The 24851-nt window shown below is 59.8% G+C and carries 17 protein-coding genes; 7 read left to right on the forward strand and 10 right to left on the reverse strand.

Translation table 11 applies throughout. From position 1 onward, the window contains the following. From RCAS_RS14120 to RCAS_RS14150, 7 genes are all read right to left on the reverse strand, one after another. A complete protein-coding gene (locus tag RCAS_RS14120) occupies positions 1–378 on the reverse strand; it encodes an NADH-quinone oxidoreductase subunit B family protein (protein ID WP_012121231.1) in 378 nt (125 codons plus the stop codon). A 65-nt stretch (positions 379–443) separates the two neighbouring features. Then, positions 444–1898 (reverse strand): proton-conducting transporter transmembrane domain-containing protein, encoded by a 1455-nt coding sequence (locus RCAS_RS14125; RefSeq protein WP_012121232.1) that lies wholly within the window; start codon positions 1896–1898, stop codon positions 444–446. A 48-nt stretch (positions 1899–1946) separates the two neighbouring features. Continuing rightward, positions 1947–2666, reverse strand: coding sequence for a hypothetical protein (locus tag RCAS_RS14130; RefSeq protein ID WP_012121233.1), 720 nt, complete (start codon positions 2664–2666; stop codon positions 1947–1949). Positions 2667–2669: 3 nt separating this feature from the next. Then, the gene (locus tag RCAS_RS14135) at positions 2670–4394 is read right to left on the reverse strand and encodes a proton-conducting transporter transmembrane domain-containing protein (RefSeq protein WP_012121234.1); all 1725 of its coding nucleotides are present in this window, start codon (positions 4392–4394) and stop codon (positions 2670–2672) included. Positions 4395–4401: 7 nt separating this feature from the next. After that, positions 4402–5478 carry an NADH-quinone oxidoreductase subunit D gene (locus RCAS_RS14140; RefSeq protein WP_012121235.1) on the reverse strand — a complete coding sequence of 359 codons (1077 nt, stop codon included), beginning with the start codon at positions 5476–5478 and terminating at the stop codon, positions 4402–4404. Between the two features lie 331 nt (positions 5479–5809). Then, entirely contained in the window at positions 5810–6187 is a 378-nt protein-coding gene (locus tag RCAS_RS14145) for a PPOX class F420-dependent oxidoreductase (protein ID WP_012121236.1), read from the reverse strand. A gap of 325 nt (positions 6188–6512) precedes the next feature. Next, complete coding sequence (locus RCAS_RS14150; RefSeq protein ID WP_012121237.1) at positions 6513–8129, reverse strand: ATP-binding protein; 1617 nt, start codon at positions 8127–8129, stop codon at positions 6513–6515. A 245-nt stretch (positions 8130–8374) separates the two neighbouring features. Between RCAS_RS14150 and RCAS_RS14155 the strand changes: the two genes are divergently transcribed. From RCAS_RS14155 to RCAS_RS14165, 3 genes are read left to right on the forward strand one after another with little or no spacing between them, the layout of a single operon-like run. Then, the gene (locus RCAS_RS14155; protein WP_012121238.1) at positions 8375–9247 is read left to right on the forward strand and encodes a class I SAM-dependent methyltransferase; all 873 of its coding nucleotides are present in this window, start codon (positions 8375–8377) and stop codon (positions 9245–9247) included. A 16-nt stretch (positions 9248–9263) separates the two neighbouring features. Continuing rightward, positions 9264–10970 carry a glycosyltransferase family 4 protein gene (locus tag RCAS_RS14160; protein WP_012121239.1) on the forward strand — a complete coding sequence of 569 codons (1707 nt, stop codon included), beginning with the start codon at positions 9264–9266 and terminating at the stop codon, positions 10968–10970. After that, complete coding sequence (locus RCAS_RS14165; protein WP_012121240.1) at positions 10963–14766, forward strand: glycosyltransferase; 3804 nt, start codon at positions 10963–10965, stop codon at positions 14764–14766. The genes RCAS_RS14160 and RCAS_RS14165 overlap by 8 nt, the downstream gene beginning before the upstream one ends. Positions 14767–15162: 396 nt before the next feature. On the opposite strand, the gene RCAS_RS14170 is transcribed toward RCAS_RS14165, so the two are convergent. Further along, a complete protein-coding gene (locus RCAS_RS14170) occupies positions 15163–15693 on the reverse strand; it encodes a metallophosphoesterase family protein (RefSeq protein ID WP_012121241.1) in 531 nt (176 codons plus the stop codon). A gap of 547 nt (positions 15694–16240) precedes the next feature. Here RCAS_RS14170 and RCAS_RS14175 point away from each other — a divergent pair. Together RCAS_RS14175 and RCAS_RS14180 are read left to right on the forward strand one after the other, a co-directional pair. Then, a complete protein-coding gene (locus RCAS_RS14175; protein ID WP_012121242.1) occupies positions 16241–17743 on the forward strand; it encodes an MDR family MFS transporter in 1503 nt (500 codons plus the stop codon). A 190-nt stretch (positions 17744–17933) separates the two neighbouring features. Beyond that, a complete protein-coding gene (locus RCAS_RS14180) occupies positions 17934–19229 on the forward strand; it encodes an MFS transporter (protein WP_012121243.1) in 1296 nt (431 codons plus the stop codon). On the opposite strand, the gene RCAS_RS14185 is transcribed toward RCAS_RS14180, so the two are convergent. Then, positions 19112–21295, reverse strand: coding sequence for a glycosyltransferase family 39 protein (locus RCAS_RS14185; protein WP_012121244.1), 2184 nt, complete (start codon positions 21293–21295; stop codon positions 19112–19114). The two genes, RCAS_RS14180 and RCAS_RS14185, sit on opposite strands and share 118 nt — an antisense overlap. Before the next feature lie 63 nt (positions 21296–21358). Then, entirely contained in the window at positions 21359–22501 is a 1143-nt protein-coding gene (locus tag RCAS_RS14190) for a GGDEF domain-containing protein (protein ID WP_012121245.1), read from the reverse strand. A gap of 207 nt (positions 22502–22708) precedes the next feature. On the opposite strand from RCAS_RS14190, the gene RCAS_RS14195 reads away from it, so the two are divergent. Both RCAS_RS14195 and RCAS_RS14200 read left to right on the forward strand, forming a co-directional pair. After that, positions 22709–23782, forward strand: a complete 1074-nt coding sequence (locus RCAS_RS14195) for an STAS domain-containing protein (RefSeq protein ID WP_012121246.1) — start codon at positions 22709–22711, stop codon at positions 23780–23782. A 24-nt stretch (positions 23783–23806) separates the two neighbouring features. Further along, positions 23807–24847: a glycosyltransferase family 4 protein gene (locus RCAS_RS14200; protein WP_012121247.1), complete on the forward strand. Its 1041-nt coding sequence runs from the start codon at positions 23807–23809 to the stop codon at positions 24845–24847. The last annotated feature ends 4 nt before the right edge of the window (positions 24848–24851 follow it).

Raw genomic sequence — 24851 nt, forward strand, 5'->3', positions numbered from 1 at the left:
TCACCTATCGTCATTGCGGGCAACGTTACGAATTGACTCGATAATCCGTGCATGCTCTGGTGGGCAACCATCGACCGATACTTGCATCGTCAATCCAGCAACGCTGGTGAGTCCTCCACGACCAAACGGATGTCCATCAATCGCACACCGTCCAATAGCCAGGAGTGGAGGCTGATGCGCTAACTCTTGCATCAGGGCAACCAGCGCCGTTTTTGCGCTATGTGTCAGCGGACCGGTGATCAACAGCACATCCGCTTCGTGCGGCGATGTTGCCCAGGCAATGTCTGCCGTTTCGCTGATGGCTGCAATCATCTCGAGATCGCAACCGCCACACGAGCCAGTGTTGAGTCGATAGACCTGAATAATACGCTTTGTCATGTGAGAACTGAGAACCGAGCGAACTGAGAGAACCAAGAACTCAGAACCCTTCGGTCTTCAACCTTTCAACCTTCAACTCTGACAAACGTCAACCCACGAATAACATCAGCAATCGTTTCGAGCAACGGTTGCGGGTATAGCCCGATCGCCAGGCTTCCACCAAGAAATGTCAGCACCACGAGCGCAGCAATGAACGGCTCAGGCGCAAGGCGACGTCGTGGCGGGAGATCGAGTTCGGTTGTGCCCAGGAGCAACGGCGTTTCAGGCGCCGGTTGATCATCTGGCGCCCCGATCAGCCAGTCGCGCGCCAGGCGTGAGATTGCCAGCAACGCCAGCGCCGTTGCACCGATCAGCAACAGCAACAACATAGTATCGCGCGCTGCCGCTTCATATAGAAGCATCTTGCTCGCAAAACCGCTCCACGGCGGCAACCCAACCAATGCCGCGCCGCTCCCTAGCAGTCCACTCCCCGCGATGGGCCAGCGCCAGAGCATATCGCGCCGCATCGCCTTTGACGGACGGCCATCCGGCTGTTCCAGCAGCGCCAGCGAAATCATCAACAGTGGAACCGTCAGCATCTGATTGAATGCCTCGAAAACCGCCCCTGCCAGTCCCATCGTCGTCGTCGTCGCCAATCCAAACAGGATCATGCCAGCATTATAAACGACCAGATACCCGATCGTGCGTCGCGGGCAACTCTGCACCAGCGCCAGAAATGCGCCGATGAGCGCCGCCAGCGCGCCCGCCCATGTCAGTAACTGCAACCCACGTTCATTGTCCGCCACCAGCACCGGAAAGAACTGAAAGACGCTGATCAAGAACAGCAGCCCTGTGGTGTTCAGCACCACGATGATCAGTGCCGACACCATCGGCGAGGCATCTTCCACAAGATCGGGCAGCCAGGAATGGAACGGGACAAGCGCGATGCGTATCCCAAATGCGACCACAATGAGCGCCAACACCAGTCGTGGAGTCGTCTGATCTGGTGAAATGCCAGGGCGATAGATCGTGATCAACACAAATCCCATATATGCCAGCGCCCCGGCAAATGCCATCAACACCAGATACTTGAGCGCCGATGCAATGACCCTTGGCTCTACCAGGGTTGGCGCGCCGGTCGGAAGATCGACAATCGCAAGAACGGAGAGCAGCCCGGCGCTTACCAGCAATAATGCCACAACGAATGGTTCCTGGAGCAGCACGACGATTGCCGATGCAACGCCGATGATGATGAGCGCAATCGACACGAAATGTTCACCGTGCGGCAGACGCCGGTTCGCCAGCGCCATCAACGCCGTCACTGCCGGGAAGCCCGCCAGAAACAGTCGTCCAAGCGGATCGAGATTGAGGGTCAAACCAAGCAACCGCACCGGCTGATCGACCGCCACAGTCAACACCAGCGCCAGCTGGACGATCAATGCAGCAACCGACACCCCGATAACCAGTTGCGTTTCCTTTCGGATCAGAAAACAACTTGCGCCGAGAACCAGGGGAAAGATTATGAGAAGCACGTAGGACATACATTTCTGTCGCAATACGTCTGCGATGGGATGAATATCAAACGATACTCACCGTTTGTACAAGGCGCCAAGATCGAGCGTCTTGAGCCGGCCATACATCAGACCGCTCAGATATGCAACTGCAAGTGACAGCACAATAGTCGTCAGGCTCAACAATGCCAGCGGAAAGACCTGCACCGTGTCAGCAATTGCGGTATAGACCAGGTCGATGCTGCTCACGACCAGGAGCAACCCCAAACCAATCTTCAAGGTATCACCGGCGATCACGATTGTAAACAGACCGGTCAATCCCAGCCAGTACCAGACGACATCGACCGTCTGATTTCCGATTGGATAGAGGCGTGGCAACGCGAGGCCGGCAATTGCTACCAGCACCAGCGCCCAGAACGGCACCACATACTCCGACACGCGAAATGGTTCGCTGACGCGCTGCCGTTGGGCGCGGCGCGCGGCTCGGCGCAATTCCGCCAGCGAAAATTCATCGAGATCTTCGAGGTTGTATTCGCGTGAGAACGTAATCGCGGTGATCCCCAGAATCAGGCTAGCGGCCAGGCCGGTAATCGCTTTGACCACGACCGTCGTGCTGAGCGCGAGTCCGCCAATGGCGAGATCGGGGGTAATAAATTGTTGCTGCGCCAGAAACCATGCAACGCTCAGATAGTTGGCAAACAGCGCCGGCGTAGTAATCCGCCAATCCCGCAGCAGAAGGATAACCCCGCTGGAGACCGTCAGACCGATGATCGCCCAATTGATCTGAAACCCGGGCATCGATTACCCCGCAGCAAATACAAGAATCACGACAATCAGCGCCACAAAGACGGCGGCAAGGTAATAGCGGCGCCCCAATACCGCCAACCCCTGCCGGATTCGCAGCGCAGTGTCGGCAAGGCGAGTCCGCGTCGCTTCTGGAAGCGCAGGCGCCGCCAGCCACGCCAACCCGGCAACTGCCGCACCGATGGTATCAGGCGCCAGCACAGACGACAGCCGTTCATCCTGCGATGGTGCGCGACGCTCACGAGCGCGGCGTAAAGCGACCGGTGCAGCGATCAACAGCAACGCTGCACCGGCTGATGCGATTGAACCCACGATCCCTGGAAGGTACGGGGCATAACTACTTACGGGCGTCAACTGTATAAGACGCCAGCCGGCATCCGGGAAGGCGCCCATCAGCGCCAGCAGTATGCCGATGCCAGGAGGAAGTATCTCAGCGAGATACACCCTGCGCGGCAAAGCCGAAGGTGCAGACGCGCGCCAGAAACGCACCAACGGCGCCACCAGCGCCAGCGTCAGCAGACTGCTGCCTGCAACCAATGGCGCTATCGCCCATGGAACGGACGACTGTGCAGCATCGAACAACCAGAGCCGCGCCCAGAATCCCCATGTTCCCGGAAGACCTGCGACTGAAGAGATTGCCAGAACCACACCCACAGTGGTGACGTGCAGCGCGCTTTCGGGATGATAGGTGAGCATCGTCACATCATCGTTGCCACTCCGCCGCTCGAGCGCTGCAACCCCCAACGCCAGCGCCAGAGTCGACAGCAACCCATGAATTGCCAGCACAGGCGCAACCGACACGAACGCCGCATGACCGCATCCGGCGCAGACGACGATCAAGGCGGTTTGGGCGCTCAACTGCGCCGCAACGATCTGGCGTAGTGAGCTCGACCACACGGCGCGCGCCGCAGCAAGAACGAATGCCAGCACCCCGGCGATCGTCACTATAGACAGATCAGTCTGATCCAGCAACGCCAGATGATCGGGCAGCAAACGCAGGAGTACTGCGATACCGATGATCGGCAATCCAAGCGGCGCCAGGGTCGCCAGTGCAGCGGGCGACAGATGGGCTGCGGCAAGCGATGAATACAGCGGTGGAAGACCACATACTATCCAGGCGGACGCCAGAGCGCCCGCAACGATCAGAATCGGTGGCGTTCCTGCCGGATCAGCACGCTCAATCAGAAGTATCGCCAGCAGAATCAGCGCCGCAAAACTGCCGGTCAGCGCCAGAACCAGCGGAGCGTCCGATCCCGGCAGTGCGCCACTCGCGCGCAGCGCGGCAAACCAGGCGATACCCACGATCGCCAGTGCGAACGCCAGAACCGGCAGCGACGAACTGCTTACGCCAATCGCTGCTCCAACCAGCGCAAGCAGCAGCGCGGCAAACAACCCGCCGAAACCGCGCAGGTCCGACGGCAGCGCCCGGGCCACGCTCAGGAGACCAAGAGCGCCGCCGGCATAGACGATCATCGCCATCGACCATCCCGGCGGATCGACAATCAATGCAATCCGCCACGACAGATCATTCCATGCTAACCAGACAGCATCGATCACCGTCCGGGGCATACCGTGGGCAAAGCGTCCGGTAGCCATCAGGATCGCACTGAGGAGAAGCGTGGCGGCAGCAACCAGACCGATCAGTTGCGAGGCGATAAAACGACTCAGTGCCAGACAGGCGACCACGCCTATCAGTGGCAGAATGAAAGCCAGCGATATCATACCTTCCTTATTGTTCGGCGCAGGCAACACAGATGGCGAGTGACGCCACAATCGCCATCACATCGTCCAGCTGCGCCCGGCTTAACACCGTGCGCGCCAGCAACCGATCACACTGGCGCGGCGTATCGATCTGAACACGGGTCAACCGCAGTCCATCGCTTTCGATCAGATAGCGAATCGCTCCTCTGGGACCCTCAACCGCCGCAGATGACTGACCACGCGATATTTCGTGCGGCAATGCCACAACTGGGTCTTCCGCAGGAAGATGTTGCAGCGCGGTCTCGACCAGTTTCGTACTTTCGTAGGCTTCCAACAGGAACACCAGCAACCGGGCGTACACATCGCCGCCTTCCTGCACAATCGGCTTAAAGGCAAGCATCGCATATGCCGCATACGGTTGATCGGCACGGACATCACGCCGGATGCCGGATGCGCGCGCCATTGGACCGCGCACGCCAAACTGTTCCGCTGCGGTGCGTGGCAGCATACCGACCTCAATCGTGCGTGCCAACAACAGCCGCTGATCGATCAGGCGATCAATGAAGCGATAGAGATCGGTGCTGATTCCCGGCAGCATTGCCAGCAGGTCGTCTCGGTCGCTCGATGACAGATCGCGTAGCAATCCACCCGGTGCACAGACCGGCGGGGGAACGCGCCCTCCGGTCACCTGCGCCAGCATCTCACGAAATTGCCGGGAGAGGGTCTCGAGGTGCGCGCCGCGCTGATCCATGCCAATCGCAGCAAGCACAGCGCCAGCGGCACGCAGATGAGAGGCGGCTCGTTCCAACTCGGCGGCAACCACCCGGATCAGCGCGGCGCGCGCGCCGATGTCGTATGGGTACAGACGCTCCAACGCCTGACAGAATGCCAGCGAGTGAGCAAAGGAACACTCACCGCAAATCCGCGCAACCAGATGCAGCACATCGGGCAAAGGCAACCGCGAGAGACGCTCAGCGCATTTTCGCTCATTGAACCCGCTCTGATATTCGACATCGACAACGCGATCGCCGGCGATGCGCAGAACGAATCGCTGTGGACCGAGCCACGCCGGGTGGAAAGGTCCCAACGTCAACGAATATGGCACATCCGTTCTCTCTTTATCGCGTGCATCAGAGGCGCATTATATCATGGAATGGAGCGAAGGCGCAGCATCGCTGCGCCTCCACGGTGTTGTGCGAATGGATTCGGAAGGGAGCGCCTTATACCAATGACGCTTGACGATGCCGCATGCTGGTCATTCCGAGCGCAGCGACTGGTCATTCCGAGCGCAGCGACTGGTCATTCCGAGCGCAGCGACTGGTCATTCCGAGCGCAGCGACTGGTCATTCCGAGCGCAGCGAGGAATCTCAGCGGGTCGTGCACGACCCCTCGCGCTGCTCGGGGTGACCATGCCGGATGGTCACAGGGAATTGGTATTACGCTTCCGGCGTTATTGCGAGAAAGACCGGCGTCAGGCGCCGGAGTTTCCAGAGCGTTGCAAACATCCAGTACATCACGCCATACTTCTTCGCCAGCGCACGATGCCCGATTTCCTGCTCGGAAGGATCGAGGATGCGCGCGTGCCCTTCGATAGTCTCGCCAAGCGGTTTCCCACGAGCATCACTCGGCGTCAATTGCACGCGCGGATTGGCACGAATGCGCTTTGCTTTCCCTGATGTGGCAAGCGTTACCACATAGATGCGATCCCCTTCCTGCGCGAACCAGACCGGCGTCGGCACCGGTTGTCCATTTTTACGGAAGGTCGTCAGGTTCATATACTGATGACCGGCAAGCGGGGCGAACGGGGTTATCATCACCTGCACTCCTCTTCGCTGGCGTAGTGCGCAATTCACAAGAGTCCTACGTTGATGTCACGACATTGGTTTGCTAAGATTATGGCAATGTCGCCATTCATCAGACGCAATAATACCCCGGCATCAGTATGGGCGGCTGAGCCGGCTACGTCAGGCACGCACGGTCATGCGTAAAGGCATATCTGAGACCCGCTCTTCCTTACGACCTCCGCGCGCCAGATAACCGGTCAGACGACAACGAACACAACATCCGTCGTCACGCATAACCAGACCTCCTCCGAAACATCTGCGCGCCCGTTCGCTCCTGGTATCAATGAGAAACCCGCTAGAGATCGAGCCGAACTTTCGCGCCGAAATTCTTCTTTTCTTTACTGGGGAAGTACGAGAGGCATGCAGCATCCAGCAAATCCGCCGTCAGGAGCGGCGTTTCCATATTGTAGCGCGCAATCGAAATGAGTTGATCGAGAATATCGCGCGGTTGACACATACGGAACGGACGTCCATCGGCGCGGAACCACTTCGCTACCAGATAGTCGATGCTGCGATCATCGTAGGGCACCTTGCGCACGTTGCACATGATCTTCCAGATTTCGCGCCACTGCTCCTCTGTCGGGTCGATGATCTCGATCTTGAACTTGATGCGGCGTAGCAACGCATCGTCGCCAAGGTCTTTGGGGTCGAGATTGGTGCTGAACATGATCAACTGGTCGAAGGGAATCTGAATTTTCTGCCCCGTCACGGTGTTCAGATAGTCGTAACGCTTTTCAAGCGGCACAATCCAGCGGTTGAGCAGATCGAACACCCGCACCTGCTGTCGCCCGAAGTCGTCGATCAAAAAGATGCCGCAGTTCGCCTTCATCTGAAACGGCGCTTCATAGATTTTCGACGTTTCGTTGTAGATCAGGTTCAACTGCTCAAGGGTCAATTCACCGCCGACAATAACCACCGGACGACTGATGCGCACCCAGCGCCGGTCGTATTCGATCTCCTCGTCCCACGGACGGCGCGGCGGCTCGTGGATGACGGCATCGTAGAACTTAATAATGGCGCCGTCTGCATACACCGTATAGGGAATGAAGATGTCGTCACCCATTAAATGCGTGATCCGTTCGGCAATCGTTGTTTTACCGTTGCCCGGATAACCGAACAGCATCACCGATGAAGCGGAGTTGACTGCCGGACCGACCATATTGAGAATGGATTCATCCATCACCAGACCCTCGAAGGCATCGCGGATGTTGCGCCGGGTCACTTTCACATGGCGCACCGTCTGCGCCTTGACCGAAGCGATCCAGTCATCCAGGACCACCGGGCAGGGACCGACGTACTGTGTTTTATCCAGTGCGGCCTGCGCTGCTTCGTGCCCGCGAATCGTCAGGACGTACTCATAGTTGATGTCGCCATACCCGCGCTGACCGATGATATCGATCTGCTCGACGTTACGCAGGTCGGTGATGATCGGTTCGATGATCTGGTAGATCACCCCCATTGTTGCCGCAATTTCGCGCCCGGTTGCGCGCCCTTTGTTGTAGAGAATGCGCAGGAAGTGTTCCGTCAAAAAGGTGCGGTTAAGTCCGGTCTCCTCAATTGTTTGCGGCGCTTTCGGCATGAATGAATTGTCGAGTTGCGGTCGCGCTTCCTCGTCGCTCGGCGGCGGATCGCCGAGCAACCGCAGCGCCTGAACGTTCTCGCCGCGCGCCCGCGCTGCGCTGATTAATCGTTCCAGGTCCGAAATGTGCATCTGAAGATGGAGCATGGCATCGGTATCGTTCTTCGCCTGCGCTTCTTTCATACAGGCATAGACGGCACGCGCCACCGTGTATTTGACGCCGTCGATGTACAGATGATGGCAGTACTCGTGGCCCCGCACATAGCAGTCCCGTGGATGGGACGTTTGCTTCACCATTTCGTCGTAGGATCGCTGGTCGAGAAGATAGCGCATGATGTCCTCTTCAATGCTGCTCGTCTGACGATTATCCTGCGCCGGTCCGGCGACCCGCGCGCGACACTGCGATTATACAGAGCAGTAGTAACCAATTTCTAACCAGGAACGGAAAACCGGAAATCGGGGTCAATACGTGAGGGGACCGAAGCGGCGTTCATAGCAGCGCGCGCTGCAACTTCTGGTACAATGCCGCGTGCGGCGCGTCGTGCCCTGTGGTGAATGAATTTCGGTTGCGCCACACAATGGATAACGCACACGTGATGAGTTTCGGTGGATTGTTCGATGCCTGGTACTACCAGACCGGATGCGGTTCGCCGTATCAGCGCAATGATCACTGGCTCGGCATTTTCGGCGATCTCGCCGACCGGATTATTGCCGACATTGGGCCGCGCTCGGTGATGGACGCCGGATGCGCACTGGGTATGCTCGTTGAGCAGTTGCGCGCCAGGGGTGTCGATGCTGAGGGCATCGATATTTCTGCGTATGCGATTGCTCAGGCGGACGAATCGGTGCGTTCCTATGTGCGGGTTGGGTCAATCGCTGAGCCGTTCAATCGCCGCTACGATCTGATCGTGTGCATCGAGGTGCTGGAACACATGCCCCGCGCGGATGCCGAAGCGGCAATTGCCAATATGTGCTCCTGGAGCGACGATATTCTCTTCTCGTCATCGCCGAACGATCATCGGGAGGCAACGCACCTCAACGTTCACCCGCCAGAATACTGGGCAGAGCAGTTTGCGCGCCACGGCTTTTTCCGCGACGTCGATTTCGACGCGTCGTTTATCGCACCCTGGGCAGTGCGTTTCCGACGACGCCACGAGCCGCTCCATCGAATCGCGCGTGAGTATGAGCGTCGTTTCTGGGAACTCTGGAATGCCAACCAACAACTCCGAGAACTGGCAATCGATCAGCGCACTCACCTGGCGCAGGCGGCGGCAGCGCGCGAGGAAGCCGAACGCCTCGCGGAAGAGCGTCGCGCTTACGCGGTGCGCCTCGAAGCCGAGATTGCCAGAAAGAACGAGCATATCCTGCGGCTCGAACGCCTGATTCGCCACCTCGAAAACGGTACGGTCATGCGTCTCTTGCGCCTGTTGACCGACAGGCGCCAACTATGAAGGGTTTGAACGGTTTATGCGTCTGGTGATCATCAGCCACGATACGGTAGGTCAGCGAATGGCCGGTCCGGGCATCCGCGCCTGGGAATTGGCGCGGGTGCTGGCGCTCCACGCCGATGTGATGTTGCTCGCGCCGCAACCTATCGACCTGGTCGCGCCGGGAGTGCGCACCGGTCACTTCATTCTGGGCAATAGCGCCTCGCTGGTAGAGTATTTGCGCCAGGCGGATGTCATTCTGGCAAACGGATTTTTGCTCGAGTCCCACCCGGAACTGGCAGATGCACGACAACCACTGATCCTGGACATGTACGATCCAACGGTGTTGGAGAATATTGAACTCTTCCGCGCCGCGTCACTTCCAGAGCGCCAGGATCGCGCCCGCCGCGACATTGCGTTGCTCAATCGACAACTCACGGCTGGCGATCTATTCCTCTGCGCCACCGAACGCCAGCGCGACCTGTACCTGGGCGCACTCATGGCTGCCGGACGCATTACCCCTGATCGTGTCGATGCCGATCCGCTCCTGCACAACCTGGTCACTGTTGTGCCCTTCGGGTTGCCTGCCACTCCGCCGGTGCGCACCGGTCCCGGCATACGGGGCGTCATTCCCGGCATCGGTGAGACGGATCCGATCATTCTCTGGAACAGCGGCATGTGGGACTGGCTGGATCCATTGACGCTTATCCGCGCAATGAAGCAGGTTGTGACAGCCATTCCCAACGCGCGCCTGGTTTTCCTGGCGGGCAAACATCCCGGCGGCGCGGCGCCGATGCAAATGCCCGACGCAGCCCGCGCGTTGGCGTCCGAACTGGATGTCCTCAACCGGCATGTGTTCTTTTATGAGGCCTGGATTCCATACGCCGACCGCGCGAATATCCTCCTCGATGCAACCATGGCAGTGACGCTCCACCGCCAACACCTCGAAATGGCATACGCCGCCATTCGCTCGCGGGTGCTCGATTACCTGTGGACCGGGCTGCCGGCTGTGCTCAGCGACGGCGATCCGGCGGCTGCGCTGGCACGGCAACACGGGTTTGCGCTGGTGACCCCGCCGGAAGACCGGGAAGCGGTCGCGCATGCGATCATCACCCTCTTGACCGATGAAGCCAGGCGCCATGAACTTGCCGCACACGCGCGCGCCCTTGCGCCACGGTATACCTGGAACACCGTTGCACAGCCGATCATCACGTTTCTCGCTTCCATACCGACTTCCAGGCTGCGCGCCACCGAACGAAGCGAACAGGTTGACGCGGCGCAACACGTGGAAACAGCGCCGCTGACTGCGCGGCGACAGACGCTTCAGGCGCAGCGCAATAGCGCATTGCAGGCGCTCGAAGCCACTTGGCGGCTTGATCGGTTGACGCCTCCGGCGCAAGGATTGCCGGGCAAGGCGCGCAACTTCGTTCTGGATCGGATCGTCTGGCCCTTGACTGCATCGCTGATTGCCCGCCAACGCGACCACAACGCTGCGGTTATCCGCGCTGCCTATGCGATGGCGGAATATCAGGATCATCTCTCGAATGACATCACCCGCCTGATTGCTGCGGTTCGCCTGCTTTCCCATCAGACGCGCGACATCATTGAGCACATCACCGAACTGCACGAAGCAGACCAGAACCTGCGCACCGCGCTCTATGACGATCCCCCTCCTCCACCGCCGCGCATCATTCCGCCGAAAACGAATATCGACACACTAATGGCAGCGGAGCACCATGATGAGTAGCGCCGTAATCGTACTGACATGGAACGGCGGCGCCGAGGCAATCGCCTGCCTGCAACGGGTGCGCCAGCTCAACCCGGCGCCCGACATGGTTCTGGTGGTGGACAACGACTCGCGCGACGGCACGCCGGAGCAGATTGCTGCCCTTTTTCCCGATATTACGCTGATCCGAAATGCGCAGAACCTGGGATATGCCGGTGGGATGAACATCGGCATCCGCGCATTGCTGGCGCATGAATCGCCGCCGGACATCATCGTTCTGCTCAATCAGGACACGCTGGTTGATCGAGAATGGCTCGGCGCGATCACCGCTCCGTTTTGCGATCCTGAAATCGGCGCCGTGGGATGCAAGATCCGCTACCCCGATGGCACGATTCAGCATGCCGGTCTCACCCTCGACTGGCCCCTGGCGTTTTCCCGCCATGTTGGGAGGTACGAGCCGGATCGTGGGCAGTACGATGCACCGCGCGATGTCGAGTTCGTCACGTTTGCGGCGGTTGCCCTGCGACGCCAGGCGCTGGAACGTATTGGATTATTCGATGAGGGGTATCGCCCCGCTTACTTCGAGGATGTCGATCTCTGCGCGCGACTGCGACGTGCTGGCTACCGCATCCGCTACGAGCCGCGCGCAACCCTGACGCATCGAGAATCCACGTCGCAGCGAGATGACCTGGTGCGCAGCGCCATCGCTCACCAGGGTCGTTTACGCTTTGTGTTGAAAATGTATCCGTTCGAAGCGATCACCGGCGCATTCGCTGAAGCCGAACAGGCCTTTCTCGTTCAACACAGCAATCCACCAGAGTGTCGCGCCCTGCGCTGGGCGTATGACCGAACGCTTGCTGAAATGACGGAAATCCTCCATGCCCGGCGCAATTGTGATCCTGACATGCCTTCGGATACGCTGATGACGCTGCGCGCATTGTTGCTCGATCTGCGCCATACTCTGGACACGCGCCTGCTCCAACGGCTCCGCGCGCGAGCGGAAGAAATCAGCGATCTTGTGACAGACTATATCGACTCTCTGGCGGTGCGCTATACGCTGCTGAGCCAACCACCAACGCGCCTCGACTGGAGCGAGTCGTTTCTGATTGACCTGAAAGTGGAAAATAGCGGATTCGCTCCCTGGCGCGGCATCGGCGACCACCCGGTCCGATTAGGCTATCAGTGGATCGATCAGGCAGGGACGCGCCACGCAGGGCGTCACCGGTCTGCAATTCCACAATCCGTGCATCCTGGAGAGAGCATTCGTCTTGCGCTGCGCATCGATCCGCCGCCCGCACCCGGAATGTGGCGGTTGCAGATCGAATTGGTCCGAGAATATATCGACTATTTCAGCACCTATGGCATCCAACCCCTGTTCCTGAATATTGAGTATGTCCTTGAGCCAGCGCCGCGCGCCGTGATTCTTAGTTTTGCCATCGCCGCACACGACGCGGTCGGCAGCAATATTCTCGCCCAGGTTCAGGCGCTCCGCCAGACGGGTTACCGCGTTCTTATTCTGGCGGAATACGCTGACGAACGGCTCCCGACTGACACGCTGCTTGCGACCGTTACGACCAGACGGAATCTTCTGCATGAGCATCCGGCGGTTCTTGAGCACATGCGACGCGCGGCTGTCATTATTGCGCATTATCCGCTTTACTACGATCTCGTTGAATTGATCCGCAGCGCGGGCGACAGCGTGGTTATTCTGGACTATCACGGCATCACACCGCCGGAAATCTGGGGCATCGAAACGGTCTATTATTATTCCAGAATGGTGCGCGGCATCACCATGCTTTCGCTGGCGCAATACGCCGATTATGCCATTGGGCATAGTTTCTTGACGTGCGCTGAACTGATCGCAACCGGGGTCATTGATCCTGAACGGATCGAGCAGATTCCCTGCCCAATTGCCGCGCATCCGACGCTCGCCGGTCCGCCTGCGCCCGAGATAGTCGAACAATTCGGCCTGCGCCATCAGCACGTGCTCCTCTATGTTGGTCGCATAGCGCGCAGCAAGCGCATCCACATGCTCGTCCAGGCGCTGCCAATCATTCTGTCGCGCCACTCCAGGACCATGCTCGTGCTGGTTGGCGACTATCGCCCTTCGATCTACCGGCAGTATGCCTACGAGATTGAAGCGCACGCGCGCGCACTGGGGGTTGACGCGCATGTTCGGCTGACCGGTCAGGTGGACGATGAGACCCTTGAGCAACTGTACCGCGCCTGTGCCATGTTCGTCACCGCCAGTCTCCACGAAGGGTTCTGCATGCCAGTTGCCGAGGCGATGGCGCGCGGTCGTCCGGTAGTTGCAACGCGGGTCGCCGCCCTGCCCGAAACGGTGGGAGACGCCGGATTGCTGTTTGATCCTGACAATACGGCGGATCTGGCGGCACATGTGTGTCGGTTGCTCGACGATCTGCCTCCTCTCGAAGAAGCGAGCGACCCGCTGGCGGTCTTGCGCCTTGCGCCTGCCACCGAAGAAGATTTTGCCAGGCTGCACGAGCGCAAAATCGGCATCGTCACGCCGCGCTATGGCGTAGATGTGCTGGGAGGCGCAGAAAGCGGAATCCGCGGATGGGCGGAACAACTGGCTGCGCGCGGTTATACTGTTGAGGCGCTGACCACAACCACCATTGATATGGTCAACTGGGGAGATCATACGTCTCCCGGAGTCGAACATCTGAATGGTGTCACCATCCGAAGGTTTCACACATCCAGTGTGGACAATCGACCATTCCATGCCCTGCGGTTGAAGGTTGACCGCGGCGAACGCCCGCGCTTCTGCGAAGAAGAACGCTTTATGGAAAGCAACCTGCGGAGCGCCGATCTCGAACGCTTTATCGCTGAACACGCCGCAGAGTACGCCTGTTTCCTCGTGACGCCATATCTGTTCGGAACCAGTTACTGGGCAATCCAGCGGGCGCCGGACCGCTCAATTCTCATCCCTTGCCTGCACGACGAACCGCTGGCGCGGCTCAGCATTGTTCGCCGTATGCTGGAACAGGCTGCCGCTCTCTTTTTCAATTCGGAAGAAGAGAGCGACTTTGCTCTGTGCGCGCTCGGCGTGGTGAATCCCTATCGCACATGTCTCGGCTTTGGGTTTCCCGACCAACCGGAGCGGGGGGACCCACTGCGCTTCCGCCAACGAACCGGAATAACAGGTCCGATGCTCCTCTACGCCGGTCGCCTGGAACCAGGCAAGAATGTTCCGCTCCTGATCGAGTATTTCATGCGCTACAAGGCAGAACGCCCCGGTCCATTAACGCTGGCGTTGAGCGGAACCGGCAGCATTCCTCTACCATCGCGCGATGATATTGTCGGATTGGGGATGCTGCCGCGTGATGCGCTGACCGACGCTTACGCCAGCGCAGTTGCGCTTTGTCAACTCTCGCTGAATGAGAGTTTCTCGCTGGTGCTGATGGAATCGTGGCTTCAGAGCCGTCCGGTCATTGTGCATGCGGATTGCGCCGTGACTCGCGGGCATGTTGAACGCAGCGGCGGTGGATATGCTATTGGCTCCTATGAGGAGTTTCGCGCAGCGGTGGATGCTCTGTTGGCGGACGAAACAGCAGGCGCAGCACGTGGTGAGCGTGGAAAAGCCTATGTGCTCGAACGCTACACCTGGAGCCGATTGCTGCCGCGCATTGAGGAGAGCATCGCCCGCTTCAGCCGCCCGCGTCCGTTGTATGCGCGCCTGGCACAGCGTAGCATCGCGCGCGCCCTGTCGTTCACACGGCAACGCTACGAAGATGACTTTCTGGACCTGATCGAGCGCGCAGTTGCGGCGGCACAGGCGCGCAAGCAGGAGGGATGAAGGGCGCACGTTTCCACGCGCGTTCGTGTAACGTTCCGCGTTCCTCATTGCGCGTGACCCGATCAGCGAGTGGAAGAGAAAACACGAACCCCGTAACACTGCTGTGTGTGCGTCCCATCGCTACCGCGCACTCCGCCGCTATTGGCGCCGATATATGCGCCGATGCAAAATTGGGCAGATACACAGATCCGCTTCCGCCGGTCCGCAAGGGGTACTGACGACTCACACCTTCATGGCGGCACCTGGAGGCGTCTCACCCGCGCTGGCGCAACCGGCGCTTCTCAAACTAGCGTCTTCGCTCTCGCTCAGGCTAAAGATCATGCCGTGTAATACCAATTACCTGTGAACATCCAGCATGGTCACCCCGAGCAGCGCGAGGGGTCGTGCGCGACCCGCTCAGATTCCTCGCTGCGCTCGGAATGACAAGAATGCGGCATCGTCAATCGTAATTGGTGTAACATCACCGGTTTCGCTGTCATACACGGCGCAGGTGGCAGCGCCATAGAGTTCGCCCATCACCTCGCCAGGGTTAACGAGTGTTACAGCACCACGCTGAACGACGGTGTACTGATGATTGTGCCCACAGCACACGAGACCATAGCGGCCACTTTCGAGCAGCGGCATAGCAATCTCCGGGTAATGCGTCACCGCCACCCGCAATCCATTGAGGTCGAGATCGGCAAACGCGCCGTGCAGCGTGATTGCCGGAAACTGCGCTGCGGTAGCGGTCAGACGAAACAGATCACCGTCGTTGTTGCCGAACACGATGTGGATCGGACCGGCAAAGCCCTCACCTAACTGCCGCATAATGAACGGTGAGCAGAGATCGCCGCAGCAGATCAGTGCATCCGCGTCGCGCACGCGCTCTAGCGCCGTTGCCAGGCGCGAAATGTGGTCGTGGATGTCCGAGACGATGGCGATGCGCATCGTTCCCTCCTCTCGTTCGCATCGGAGTACGCAGGTTATTATACCAATGACCTGTGACCATCCGGCATGGTCACCCCGAGCAGCGCGAGGGGTCGTGCGCGACCCGCGCAGATTCCTCGCTGCACTCGGAATGACAAGAATGCGGCATCGTCAATCGTAATTGGTATTATACAAGAGGCGAGAGATATGAGATGACGCATGGAGGGTAGAAGGCGGCATGCCGAATCACAACCGATAAACAGAACCAACGACAAGCGCCCTACCCGCCGCGCAACTATCAGGCTGAACGCACCACCGGCGCCCTACCCGCCGCGCAACTATCAGGCTGAACGCACCACCAGCGCATGCGCAAACCCCGCTCCACCCCCGGGCGGCAGGGTTTGGTTCGTTTAGCGTGGGCATTCATATCCGCGCGACGGGCGCCCGCACCCGCTTCACGCCATACCCACGCCACCCAAGTGACCACGCTCCCAATGCGTGCCATGGTACAATGGTAGAACCGGGTATTCGCGGAGCGTCGCCGCGATCATTGTCTTCAGGAGCCAATGTGTCATCACAGCGCACGATTCTAATTACCACCGGCTTGATGCTCAGCCTATTCCTGGCATCAATGGAATCGACCGTCGTTAGCACCGGTATGCCGACGATAGTCAGCCAGCTGGGGGGTCTCGAACATTACAGTTGGGTCTTTACCGCTTTTATGCTCGCCTCCACAACGATGGTTCCCCTGTACGGGAAACTCTCCGACCTCTTCGGTCGCCGACCTGTGTTTCTGGCAGCGATGGCAATCTTTCTGATCGGGTCCGTGCTCTGCGGGCTGGCGGTCACCATGCCGCAATTGATTGCCTTTCGCGCCATTCAGGGTATTGGCGCGGGCGGGTTGTTGCCGCTGGTGTTCATCATCATCGGTGACCTGTTTTCGCTGGAACAGCGCGCCCGGTTGCAAGGGCTGTTTTCGGGCGTGTGGGGGGTGTCGTCGATCATCGGACCGTTGCTCGGCGGATTCATTGTGGATCAGGCATCGTGGGAGTGGATTTTCTGGATCAATATCATCCCCGGACTGATCGCAACCGCAATTGTCTGGTTCGCCTGGGTTGATCGTCCGCGCGCCCACAACGCACCCAAACGTTCAATCGACTATGCCGGAGCGGTGTTGCTCACTGCCGGTGCGGTGGCGCTCCTCATGAGCCTGACCGACCTGAGCGCATCGTGGGCGCTGCCGACATTGGTCGGCGCGCTGGCGATGTTTGGCGCACTGGTGTGGATCGAACGACGCGCCAGCGATCCCGTGTTGCCTGTCGGTCTATTCTGCGACCGGATGTTCCTGGTTGCATGCGGGCATGGCATCCTGGCCGGCTGCGCCGTCTTTGGCGGCGCTACATTCGTGCCGCTCTATGCGCAAGGAGTGTTGGGGACGAGCGCAACCGAGGCTGGCGCAGCACTGATGCCGATGTTGCTCGCGTGGGTTTTTTCCAGCATTATTGGAACGCGCATGCTGCTGCGTGTGGGATATCGCACGGTTGCGTTCGCGGGGATGATTGCGCTGGTCATCGGCTCATTTCCGCTTATGTTTGTTGACGCACGGACAAATCGACTCCTGCTGATGGTGTATCTGGGACTGATGGGATTTGGTATGGGTTTTTCGATTCCGGCATTTCTCATCGCGGTGCAGAGCAGTGTCGAGCGCGGCAAACTGGGAACCGCCACGTCAACCCTGCAATTCAGCCGCAGCATTGGCGGCGCGTTTGGCATCGGCATTATGGGCGCCGTTCTGAGCGCGACGGTGACCACCCGGCTGGAAACCGCAGGACTCGATGCATCTGTATCGCTCAACAGTCTGATCGACCCGTTGGGAGGCGACATTGCAGTAAGCGAGACGCTGCGTGCAGCACTGGGAGCAGGCATTAGCAGCGTGTTTGTGGTCGCATTTATTGCGGCAGCACTGGGATTGCTGGTCACGCTTATGGCGCCGCGCGGATTGATTGCAGATGCAGCCGCTGAACGCGGGCGCGACGAGGGAATGGCGCAGCCAGCAGTCGAGCGGAGGTAGCACAGTAGGGGCGCGGCGCTGCCGCGCCCACAGGACCAACGGCGCCGCACCCACACCGACTCGTGCCTGTGATGATACCAGACAGGATGGTTGAGGTTCCCACTCCCTCTCTCTCAGAGCCATCGTCAACCATGTGTTATGATAATCGGCGTTGCCGCTCTGTCGCTCTGCTCACACAAAGAAGGCAGGTATGACCGATCCGACTGCTACGATGACCGCTCAGGCAGAAGCGGTTGTCCGGCGCCATGCTGCGCGCAATTTCTGGCTCAACGTCCTCGACGGCGGAACATTCTACCTGGGCTTGAGCATGGTATCGCGCTTCACCGTGCTCCCGCTGTTCGTCGAGCGCCTTTCACCGGATCGCTGGTTGCAAGGGCTGATTCCGACCATCAACTACACCGGATGGTTCTTGCCCGGACTGTTTATTGTGCCGCTGATCGCCGCGATGCCGCGCCGCAAACCGATTCTACTGACGGCAACACTCTTCGAGCGTTTGCCATTCCTGCTTTTGGGGCTTGCACTCATTCTCTGGCCCGACCTACCGGGCGCCGGTCTGCTGGCGATCTTCTTCTGTTGCTACGCTATCCATGCCATCGCTGCCGGATTTGCTTCTATCCCCTGGCAAGATTTCATTGCGCGCGTCATTCCAGGCACACGGTGGGGCATCTTTTTCGGTTTGCAGAGCGGACTTGGCGGCTTGCTCGGCATCGGCGGCGCGGCAGTTGCTGCCTGGGTGCTGACGGCATTTCCCTTTCCGCAGAGCGTCGGCATTCTATCACTCATCTGCTTTGGGTCGATGGTCGTGTCATTCATCTTCCTGGCGGCGACGGTCGAGCCGGCGCTGCCACCGCAGCCAGCGCAACCGCTGACCGCGTTCCTGCGCGGCGTGCGACCACTGCTGGAGCGCGACGCACCGTTTCGCAACTATCTGATCGGGAGGGTCGGCATTGCGCTGGCGCTCATCGGTCATAACTTCATCACAGCCCTTAGTCTCGAACGCTTCAACCTGTCTGGCGCTGATGTCGGCGGTTTTACAGCGGCGCTGCTGGCGGCGCAGGCGGTGAGCGACCCGATCCTCGGCGGGATGGCGGATCGCTGGGGACACAAGCAGGTGCTGGAACTTTCGACGGCGGTAGGATTGGCGGCGATTCTGCTGGCGCTGATTGCACCATCGCCCGCGTGGTTCTTTGTCATTTTTGTGCTGGTCGGCTTTTCACAGGCGGGGTATATTCTCTCCGGCTTTACGCTGGTGTTCAGTTTTGCGCCGCCGGCGCAGCGCCCTGCCTATATTGGCGTGTCGAACATCGTGATGGCGCCGATCGCCGCCGCAGGACCGCTCCTCTCCGGTTGGCTCGCCGAACTCGCAAGTTACGAGGCGCTCTTCGTTGTGCTGATGGCGGTTGGCATCGTCAGTCTGGGGTGGATGCGCATGCGTGTGCCGCGCCCGGCAGTGAAGGCAGCGCTGGCGGAGGAGCGCGTGGGGTAGGTGAAGTGCGTTCGTTGCGCCTTGCACAGATGAATTCCATCCATCGAACGACATGCTTCCTCTCCCCTTCGGACGTCGACAGTCGTCGTCCAGCAATGCGCTTCGCCTTCGTATCTGGACAAAACGTACTCCGCCTCCCACCCATCCCGCCCGTCCTCCAGCAGCAACCGTTTGCCGGTGCGCGGATCGTACACGCCGATAACGAGGCGGTACGTCGCCAGCGGCGTGTTTGGCGGCACAAGGACTGCCGCGCGGCTGCGGTAGATTTCGCCGACTTGCCAGGCGCTGGTTGGAACGCGCGCCAGCGGTCCATCGTGCTGTGCGCGGATACGATTATTTATGTCAAGCAAATGCGCGAACAGGTACAGGTCGCGTTCTGGTAGCGCACTGACGCGCCAGTGCAGTTCAACCCGCACCGCGTCGCCGCCTGCGACGCGCATCGCCGAGACGGCGGCGCGCTCCAGGATCAGCGCATCGCCGAACCGCACGCTCACATCACGCAGCGGGGCACCGACGTCGCCGAGTTCGTAGACCACTAACTCGACGCCACCGTACCAGCGGCTTTCGGCGCGGAAGGCGCGTTCAGCAAGCCAGGCGCTCACCACGCCGTCGGGATCGGCTTCGTAGGGAACGTAGAAGACCCCATAGACTCGCCTGTGGCGCTGTGCTATCTGTTCAAGTTCAGCAATGGTTGCTGCCGGGTCGAGCGGACGGAAACGCGGCAGCGGGTAGCGCACCTGCAAACCCTTGAAGTAATAGTCGAACACATCGATCTGCCCTGGACCGATCAGCAGGATGGCGTCGTCGGCGCGGGCAGTGGCAGCGACAGCCCGCGCCAGCCCACGGTAATCGTCGCGCTGAAAGGCGGGATCGAACCACTCGTTGCGCAACGGCGCAATGGCGGCGGCCATGAACCACACTGTCGTGAGAACGACCATGCCGGCGCCAATGCGCGCACCGAACCTTGTGGCAATGATACGCGCCAGGGCCGCGCCGCCAATACCGAGGAGCAAGTGGTATGCGGGGAGGGCGGGCAGGAGAAAGCGCAGTTTGTAGTAAGGCTGATTGAGCGAAAGAATGATGATCGCTCCCAGCGGCGCAACCAGCCAGACCAGCGCCATACTGGTCATCATTGGCGATGCGCGCCACGCCGGGAAGACTGCCACGAGCAGCGCCCCAAAGCCGATGAGCCAGAACCAGGACGGGGAAGAGGCCGATGGACCAAGGCTGAACCCGTGCAGCACATCGGTGAGAATAAAGAGCGGGTCGGTCGATTGTTTAGCGAACGTCCAGCCCGCCAGGCGCTCACGACTGTTCCAGACCAGCGCCAGAAAGAATACAGCGAGCGCCAGATGCCCTGTGATCCAGACCAATCGCGCGCGGCGGCGCAGGAAGAGCGCGCCAATGAGCGAGGCAGCTGCCACGAATGCGACCATGAAATAGTGCGTTGCGAGCGCCGCAAGCGCCGCCGCGCCGTAGAGAATCCGCCAGCGCCGGGGATGGTGCGCAATGCCGGACGGATCGATGGCATGATCGCCGGTTCTTTCCCGAACCACGGCATCGAGCGTGAGCCAGAGACATGCCGCCAGCAGCATTGCCAGGGCGTACATGCGGGTTTCCTGGCTATAATGAATGGCACACGGCGAAACGGCTGCAGCGATGCCGGCAAGCCATCCGGCAACGGCGCCAGACCAGCGCCGACCGAGGATCGCCGTCATCACAACGGTAACGGCGCCACAGACGGCGCTGAACGCGCGCGCCGCCGCCTCGCTCGTTCCCATCAGCAACAGCCAACCATGGAGGAGCCAGTAGTAGAGTGGCGGGTGCACATCGGCGGCGGCGGCGCGCGCGATGTCGTCGAGTGATCGAACTGCAAGCGCGACCGTTAAACCCTCATCATACCAGAAACTCTGCGCATCGATGCGGTAGCAACGCAACGCTATCGCCACCACGAAGAGCAGTGCGAGACTGAGGGCACGAAATCGCGGATGTGGAGCGTCATGCATGTGTGCGGTTGTATTGCTCACTGCCAGGGCGCAAAGACTCCAGGGACGCGGCTGATCCATCGTGCATCGTGGTAGGCGGCGCCGGCGGTGCGCCTCAAGGCGCGCCGCAGGTCCGTCCCGACATTACCTGTGGGCGTACCGCAGGCCCGCCTCGACGTCGCCATCAACCACAATCCGGTTGCGTCCGGTCGTTTTCGCCAGGTACATCGACTGATCGGCGCGATGCAGGATGGACTCGCTGGTATCGCCAGGCAGATATTCGGCTACGCCAAAACTGGCGGTAATCGTCGGAACATCGGCCAGATTGATCGCTTGCAATGCCATGCGCACCCGATCAAGCGCCATCTGCGCATCGCTCAGACTGGTCTGCGGCAGGAGGATGGCAAACTCCTCACCACCCCAGCGCCCAAAATGGTCCACGGCGCGCAGGTGCGGCAGTGCGGTTTGCGCTATGGCGCACAACACCTGATCACCAACCAGATGCCCGTGTTGATCGTTCAATTGCTTGAAGTGATCGATATCGAACAGGCAGACGCAAAATTCCTGACCATACCGATCCGCCATCCCAATCAACCGGCACAACTCTTCATACAGGCGGCGGCGGTTGGGCAAACCGGTGAGAGTGTCGGTGTACGCCATATGGATCATCAGCTCATACCCTGTCCGCAACCGTTCCGCCTGCGCGCGGTACGCCGACAGCACGATCAAAAATCCCAACAGCGCGCCGGCCATCAGGTAGATGCTGATTACCTGTTGACTGTTCGCTGCGTCAACGCCGATCAGCCTCCAGCGCGCGAGCTGGATCATCACGATGCCAAATGATACGAGAAAGACGCTGGCTGCGATCAACGCGCCGCGTCGCACATCATAGAGATGAACCGCCAACACGCAAATAATCAGCAGAAACCAGATGTCGTCTCCAATCGCATCGATCAGCATTGCCGAGGGCGACGGGAGAAAAATTGCCGGCACAATGCCGTTGAATCCAAGTGATTGAACGATGAATATAACCAGCATCAACCGCTCGATACGATCAATCGGGATATGCTGACGCCTCAGCATCCAGACCACCGCAATGCACACGCCGGCGAACGCAATGTGATTGAGCGCGTAGATAGCGCGGTAAGCGTAAGATGAGGATGGGTCAATGAAGTTGATACACTGGGCATAGAGGATTGCCAGCACACCAAGAACTCCCGCAATCCGATAAATGAGGCGACGCTGTTGCTCGAAGCGAAGACGTTCTTGTTCGATGTGCTGCATCATAGGCGTGAGACGGACCGAGTGATAAGGAGAAACCAGAGGAACACACAGCGACGGCGGTGTGCAGCACTGGATTATACCACGGCGCCACGGTCAGTGGAACATTGCGTGTTCGCTATGCAGTCGTTTCAAATCCGAATCTGTTTTGTCAGACTTGTCGTGGTACCATATGAGCGCGTCTGGTTAATAACCGGTTGTAGGAGGGTACCGATGTCGAACGAGGTCTTCACCGATCATTACTCGGTTGTTCTCAACCGCGCGCCGTTTGAGTGGTCCATCGACGAAGGACGGCTCCGCTTTTTTGGCATTCCATCGGCGCTTCTATGGCTCAACCCATCGTTACTGAAGATTCTCCGTCCCCTGGCGGATGAAATTGGCATTCCGCTCTTCCGGTTGCTGGTGGCGCATAGCGGAAGTTTTGGCACGGCAGAGGACTATCACGATGTCGTGCTGGCGCTTGGCTCGACCTTCGAGGAAGGATTACTCGCGTGGGGCGAGGTCATCAGCACGATTGGATGGGGGCGTCTGGAACTCCCTTTCTGCGATGTGCAGCGCCGCAAGGCGATTGTGCGCATTCGCAACCCATGGGAACTCGACATGCAGCGCGGGCAGCCGGTGAATTGGGGATGCCCGTTTCTTCAGGGGAAGATCATCGGTCTGTTCACCCATGCGTTTGGCGTACCGTGCTGGGCTGATGAGCAAAATCTCGTGATCGACGGCGAAGAAACATCGGTCGAGTTTCATGTGTACGAATCGAACCGGACGATTGAGAGCGAGATCGCCGTTCTGCGCGAGGCGCGCGAGCGTGAGCGTCAGCAACGCCTGCTGGACGAAATCGCCGCCAAAACGCTCGAACTCCAGAAGGCAAACGAGGAACGTCTGCGCCTGCAAGAGGAGATCATCGAAATGCAGGCGCGCACTGTAGCAGAACTTTCGACCCCCCTTATTCCGCTTAATAAGCGCGTGCTGCTTATGCCGCTGATCGGCGCCTTCGATTCGCAACGCACGCAACTGACGGTGGATCGCCTGCTCCACGGCGTTGCGGAATACCGCGCGTCAGTCGTCATTCTCGATATTACCGGCGTGCCCATTGTCGATACACACGTTGCCAGCGCGCTGATGCAGGCAGCGCAGGCGGTACGCTTGCTGGGCGCCGAGGTGGTGCTCACCGGCATTCGCCCGGAAGTCGCACAGACACTTGTTGGCATGGGGGTGAGTCTGCAAGGCATCGTCACTCGTGGCACGCTTCAGAGCGGCATCGAGTATGCCAGCGGTGTTCAGTGATCATTTTTCGGTTATACTGAGCGCATGCCTCAGCGCATCCTGATCTGTACAGCACAGGTTCCATTTGCGCGCGGCGGCGCTGAATTGCTGGTCGAAGGGCTGCGCGACGCTCTCCGCGAGCGCGGCTACGTAGTTGATGTTGTGGCGCTCCCCTACGCCTGGCAACCCCACGACCGCCTGATGTCTTCGGCGCTGGCATGGCGTCTCCTTGACCTGGAGCGGGTCAACGGCGCACCGGTCGATCAGATTATCTGTACCAAGTTCCCGTCCTACGCCGCGCGCCATGCGCGCAAGGTCGTCTGGCTGGTGCATCAGCACCGGCAGGCATATGACTGGTATGGCACGCCGCTGTCGGACTTCGCCAATACCCCGGAAGACCGTGCCATCCGTGATCAACTGCTGCGGATGGATCGCGCCACGCTCGGCGAGGCGCAGCGGTTGTTCGCTATTTCGCAGAATGTCGCAGCGCGCCTCAAGCGCTTCGTTGGCTTAGAAGCGCAACCGCTCTACCCGCCAAGCCGCTACGCCGGTCGGCTGCGCGCCGGACCTTACGGCGACTATCTGCTCTCCGATGCGCGCCTGGATGCCGCCAAACGGCTCGATCTGCTGATCCACGCGCTTGCCCGCACCCGGCAGCCGGTCCGCTGCGTGTTTATCGGTGCAGGGGATGACCGAACGCGACTGGAACGCCTGGCAGCCGACCTGAACCTTGGCGCGCGTGTGGTGTTTCGCGGCTTTGTGTCCGACGACGAACTGATCGATCTCTACACCTCGGCGCGCGCTGTCTATTATGCGCCATTCGATGAAGATTACGGTTTTACGGCAGTGCAGGCGCTGGCTGCCGCGCGTCCCGTGATTACGACGACCGACTCCGGCGGCGTGCGAGAGTTCGTCGCCGATGGCGTCACCGGGTTGGTTGCGCCGCCTGAACCCGATGCCATTGCCGCTCAGATTGACGCGATCTTCGAGGATGCCGCGCTTGCGGCGCGCCTCGGCGCCGCCGGACCGACGCGGGTGGCGGACATTACGTGGGATCGCGTTATCCGTGCGTTGCTGCTTCAATGATCAA

It is taken from the genome of Roseiflexus castenholzii DSM 13941 (assembly GCF_000017805.1).
Classification (GTDB): domain Bacteria; phylum Chloroflexota; class Chloroflexia; order Chloroflexales; family Roseiflexaceae; genus Roseiflexus; species Roseiflexus castenholzii.

Excerpts from the sequence above, each read along its gene's own strand:
- RCAS_RS14120 (WP_012121231.1), bottom strand. The coding sequence starts at position 378 with ATGACAAAGCGTATTATTCAGGTCTATCGACTCAACACTGGCTCGTGT.
- RCAS_RS14125 (WP_012121232.1), bottom strand. The coding sequence starts at position 1,898 with ATGTCCTACGTGCTTCTCATAATCTTTCCCCTGGTTCTCGGCGCAAGT.
- RCAS_RS14130 (WP_012121233.1), bottom strand. The coding sequence starts at position 2,666 with ATGCCCGGGTTTCAGATCAATTGGGCGATCATCGGTCTGACGGTCTCC.
- RCAS_RS14135 (WP_012121234.1), bottom strand. The coding sequence starts at position 4,394 with ATGATATCGCTGGCTTTCATTCTGCCACTGATAGGCGTGGTCGCCTGT.
- RCAS_RS14145 (WP_012121236.1), bottom strand. The coding sequence starts at position 6,187 with ATGATAACCCCGTTCGCCCCGCTTGCCGGTCATCAGTATATGAACCTG.
- RCAS_RS14150 (WP_012121237.1), bottom strand. The coding sequence starts at position 8,129 with ATGCGCTATCTTCTCGACCAGCGATCCTACGACGAAATGGTGAAGCAA.
- RCAS_RS14155 (WP_012121238.1), top strand. The coding sequence starts at position 8,375 with ATGGATAACGCACACGTGATGAGTTTCGGTGGATTGTTCGATGCCTGG.
- RCAS_RS14160 (WP_012121239.1), top strand. The coding sequence starts at position 9,264 with ATGCGTCTGGTGATCATCAGCCACGATACGGTAGGTCAGCGAATGGCC.
- RCAS_RS14165 (WP_012121240.1), top strand. The coding sequence starts at position 10,963 with ATGAGTAGCGCCGTAATCGTACTGACATGGAACGGCGGCGCCGAGGCA.
- RCAS_RS14170 (WP_012121241.1), bottom strand. The coding sequence starts at position 15,693 with ATGCGCATCGCCATCGTCTCGGACATCCACGACCACATTTCGCGCCTG.
- RCAS_RS14180 (WP_012121243.1), top strand. The coding sequence starts at position 17,934 with ATGACCGATCCGACTGCTACGATGACCGCTCAGGCAGAAGCGGTTGTC.
- RCAS_RS14185 (WP_012121244.1), bottom strand. The coding sequence starts at position 21,295 with ATGGATCAGCCGCGTCCCTGGAGTCTTTGCGCCCTGGCAGTGAGCAAT.
- RCAS_RS14190 (WP_012121245.1), bottom strand. The coding sequence starts at position 22,501 with ATGATGCAGCACATCGAACAAGAACGTCTTCGCTTCGAGCAACAGCGT.
- RCAS_RS14195 (WP_012121246.1), top strand. The coding sequence starts at position 22,709 with ATGTCGAACGAGGTCTTCACCGATCATTACTCGGTTGTTCTCAACCGC.
- RCAS_RS14200 (WP_012121247.1), top strand. The coding sequence starts at position 23,807 with ATGCCTCAGCGCATCCTGATCTGTACAGCACAGGTTCCATTTGCGCGC.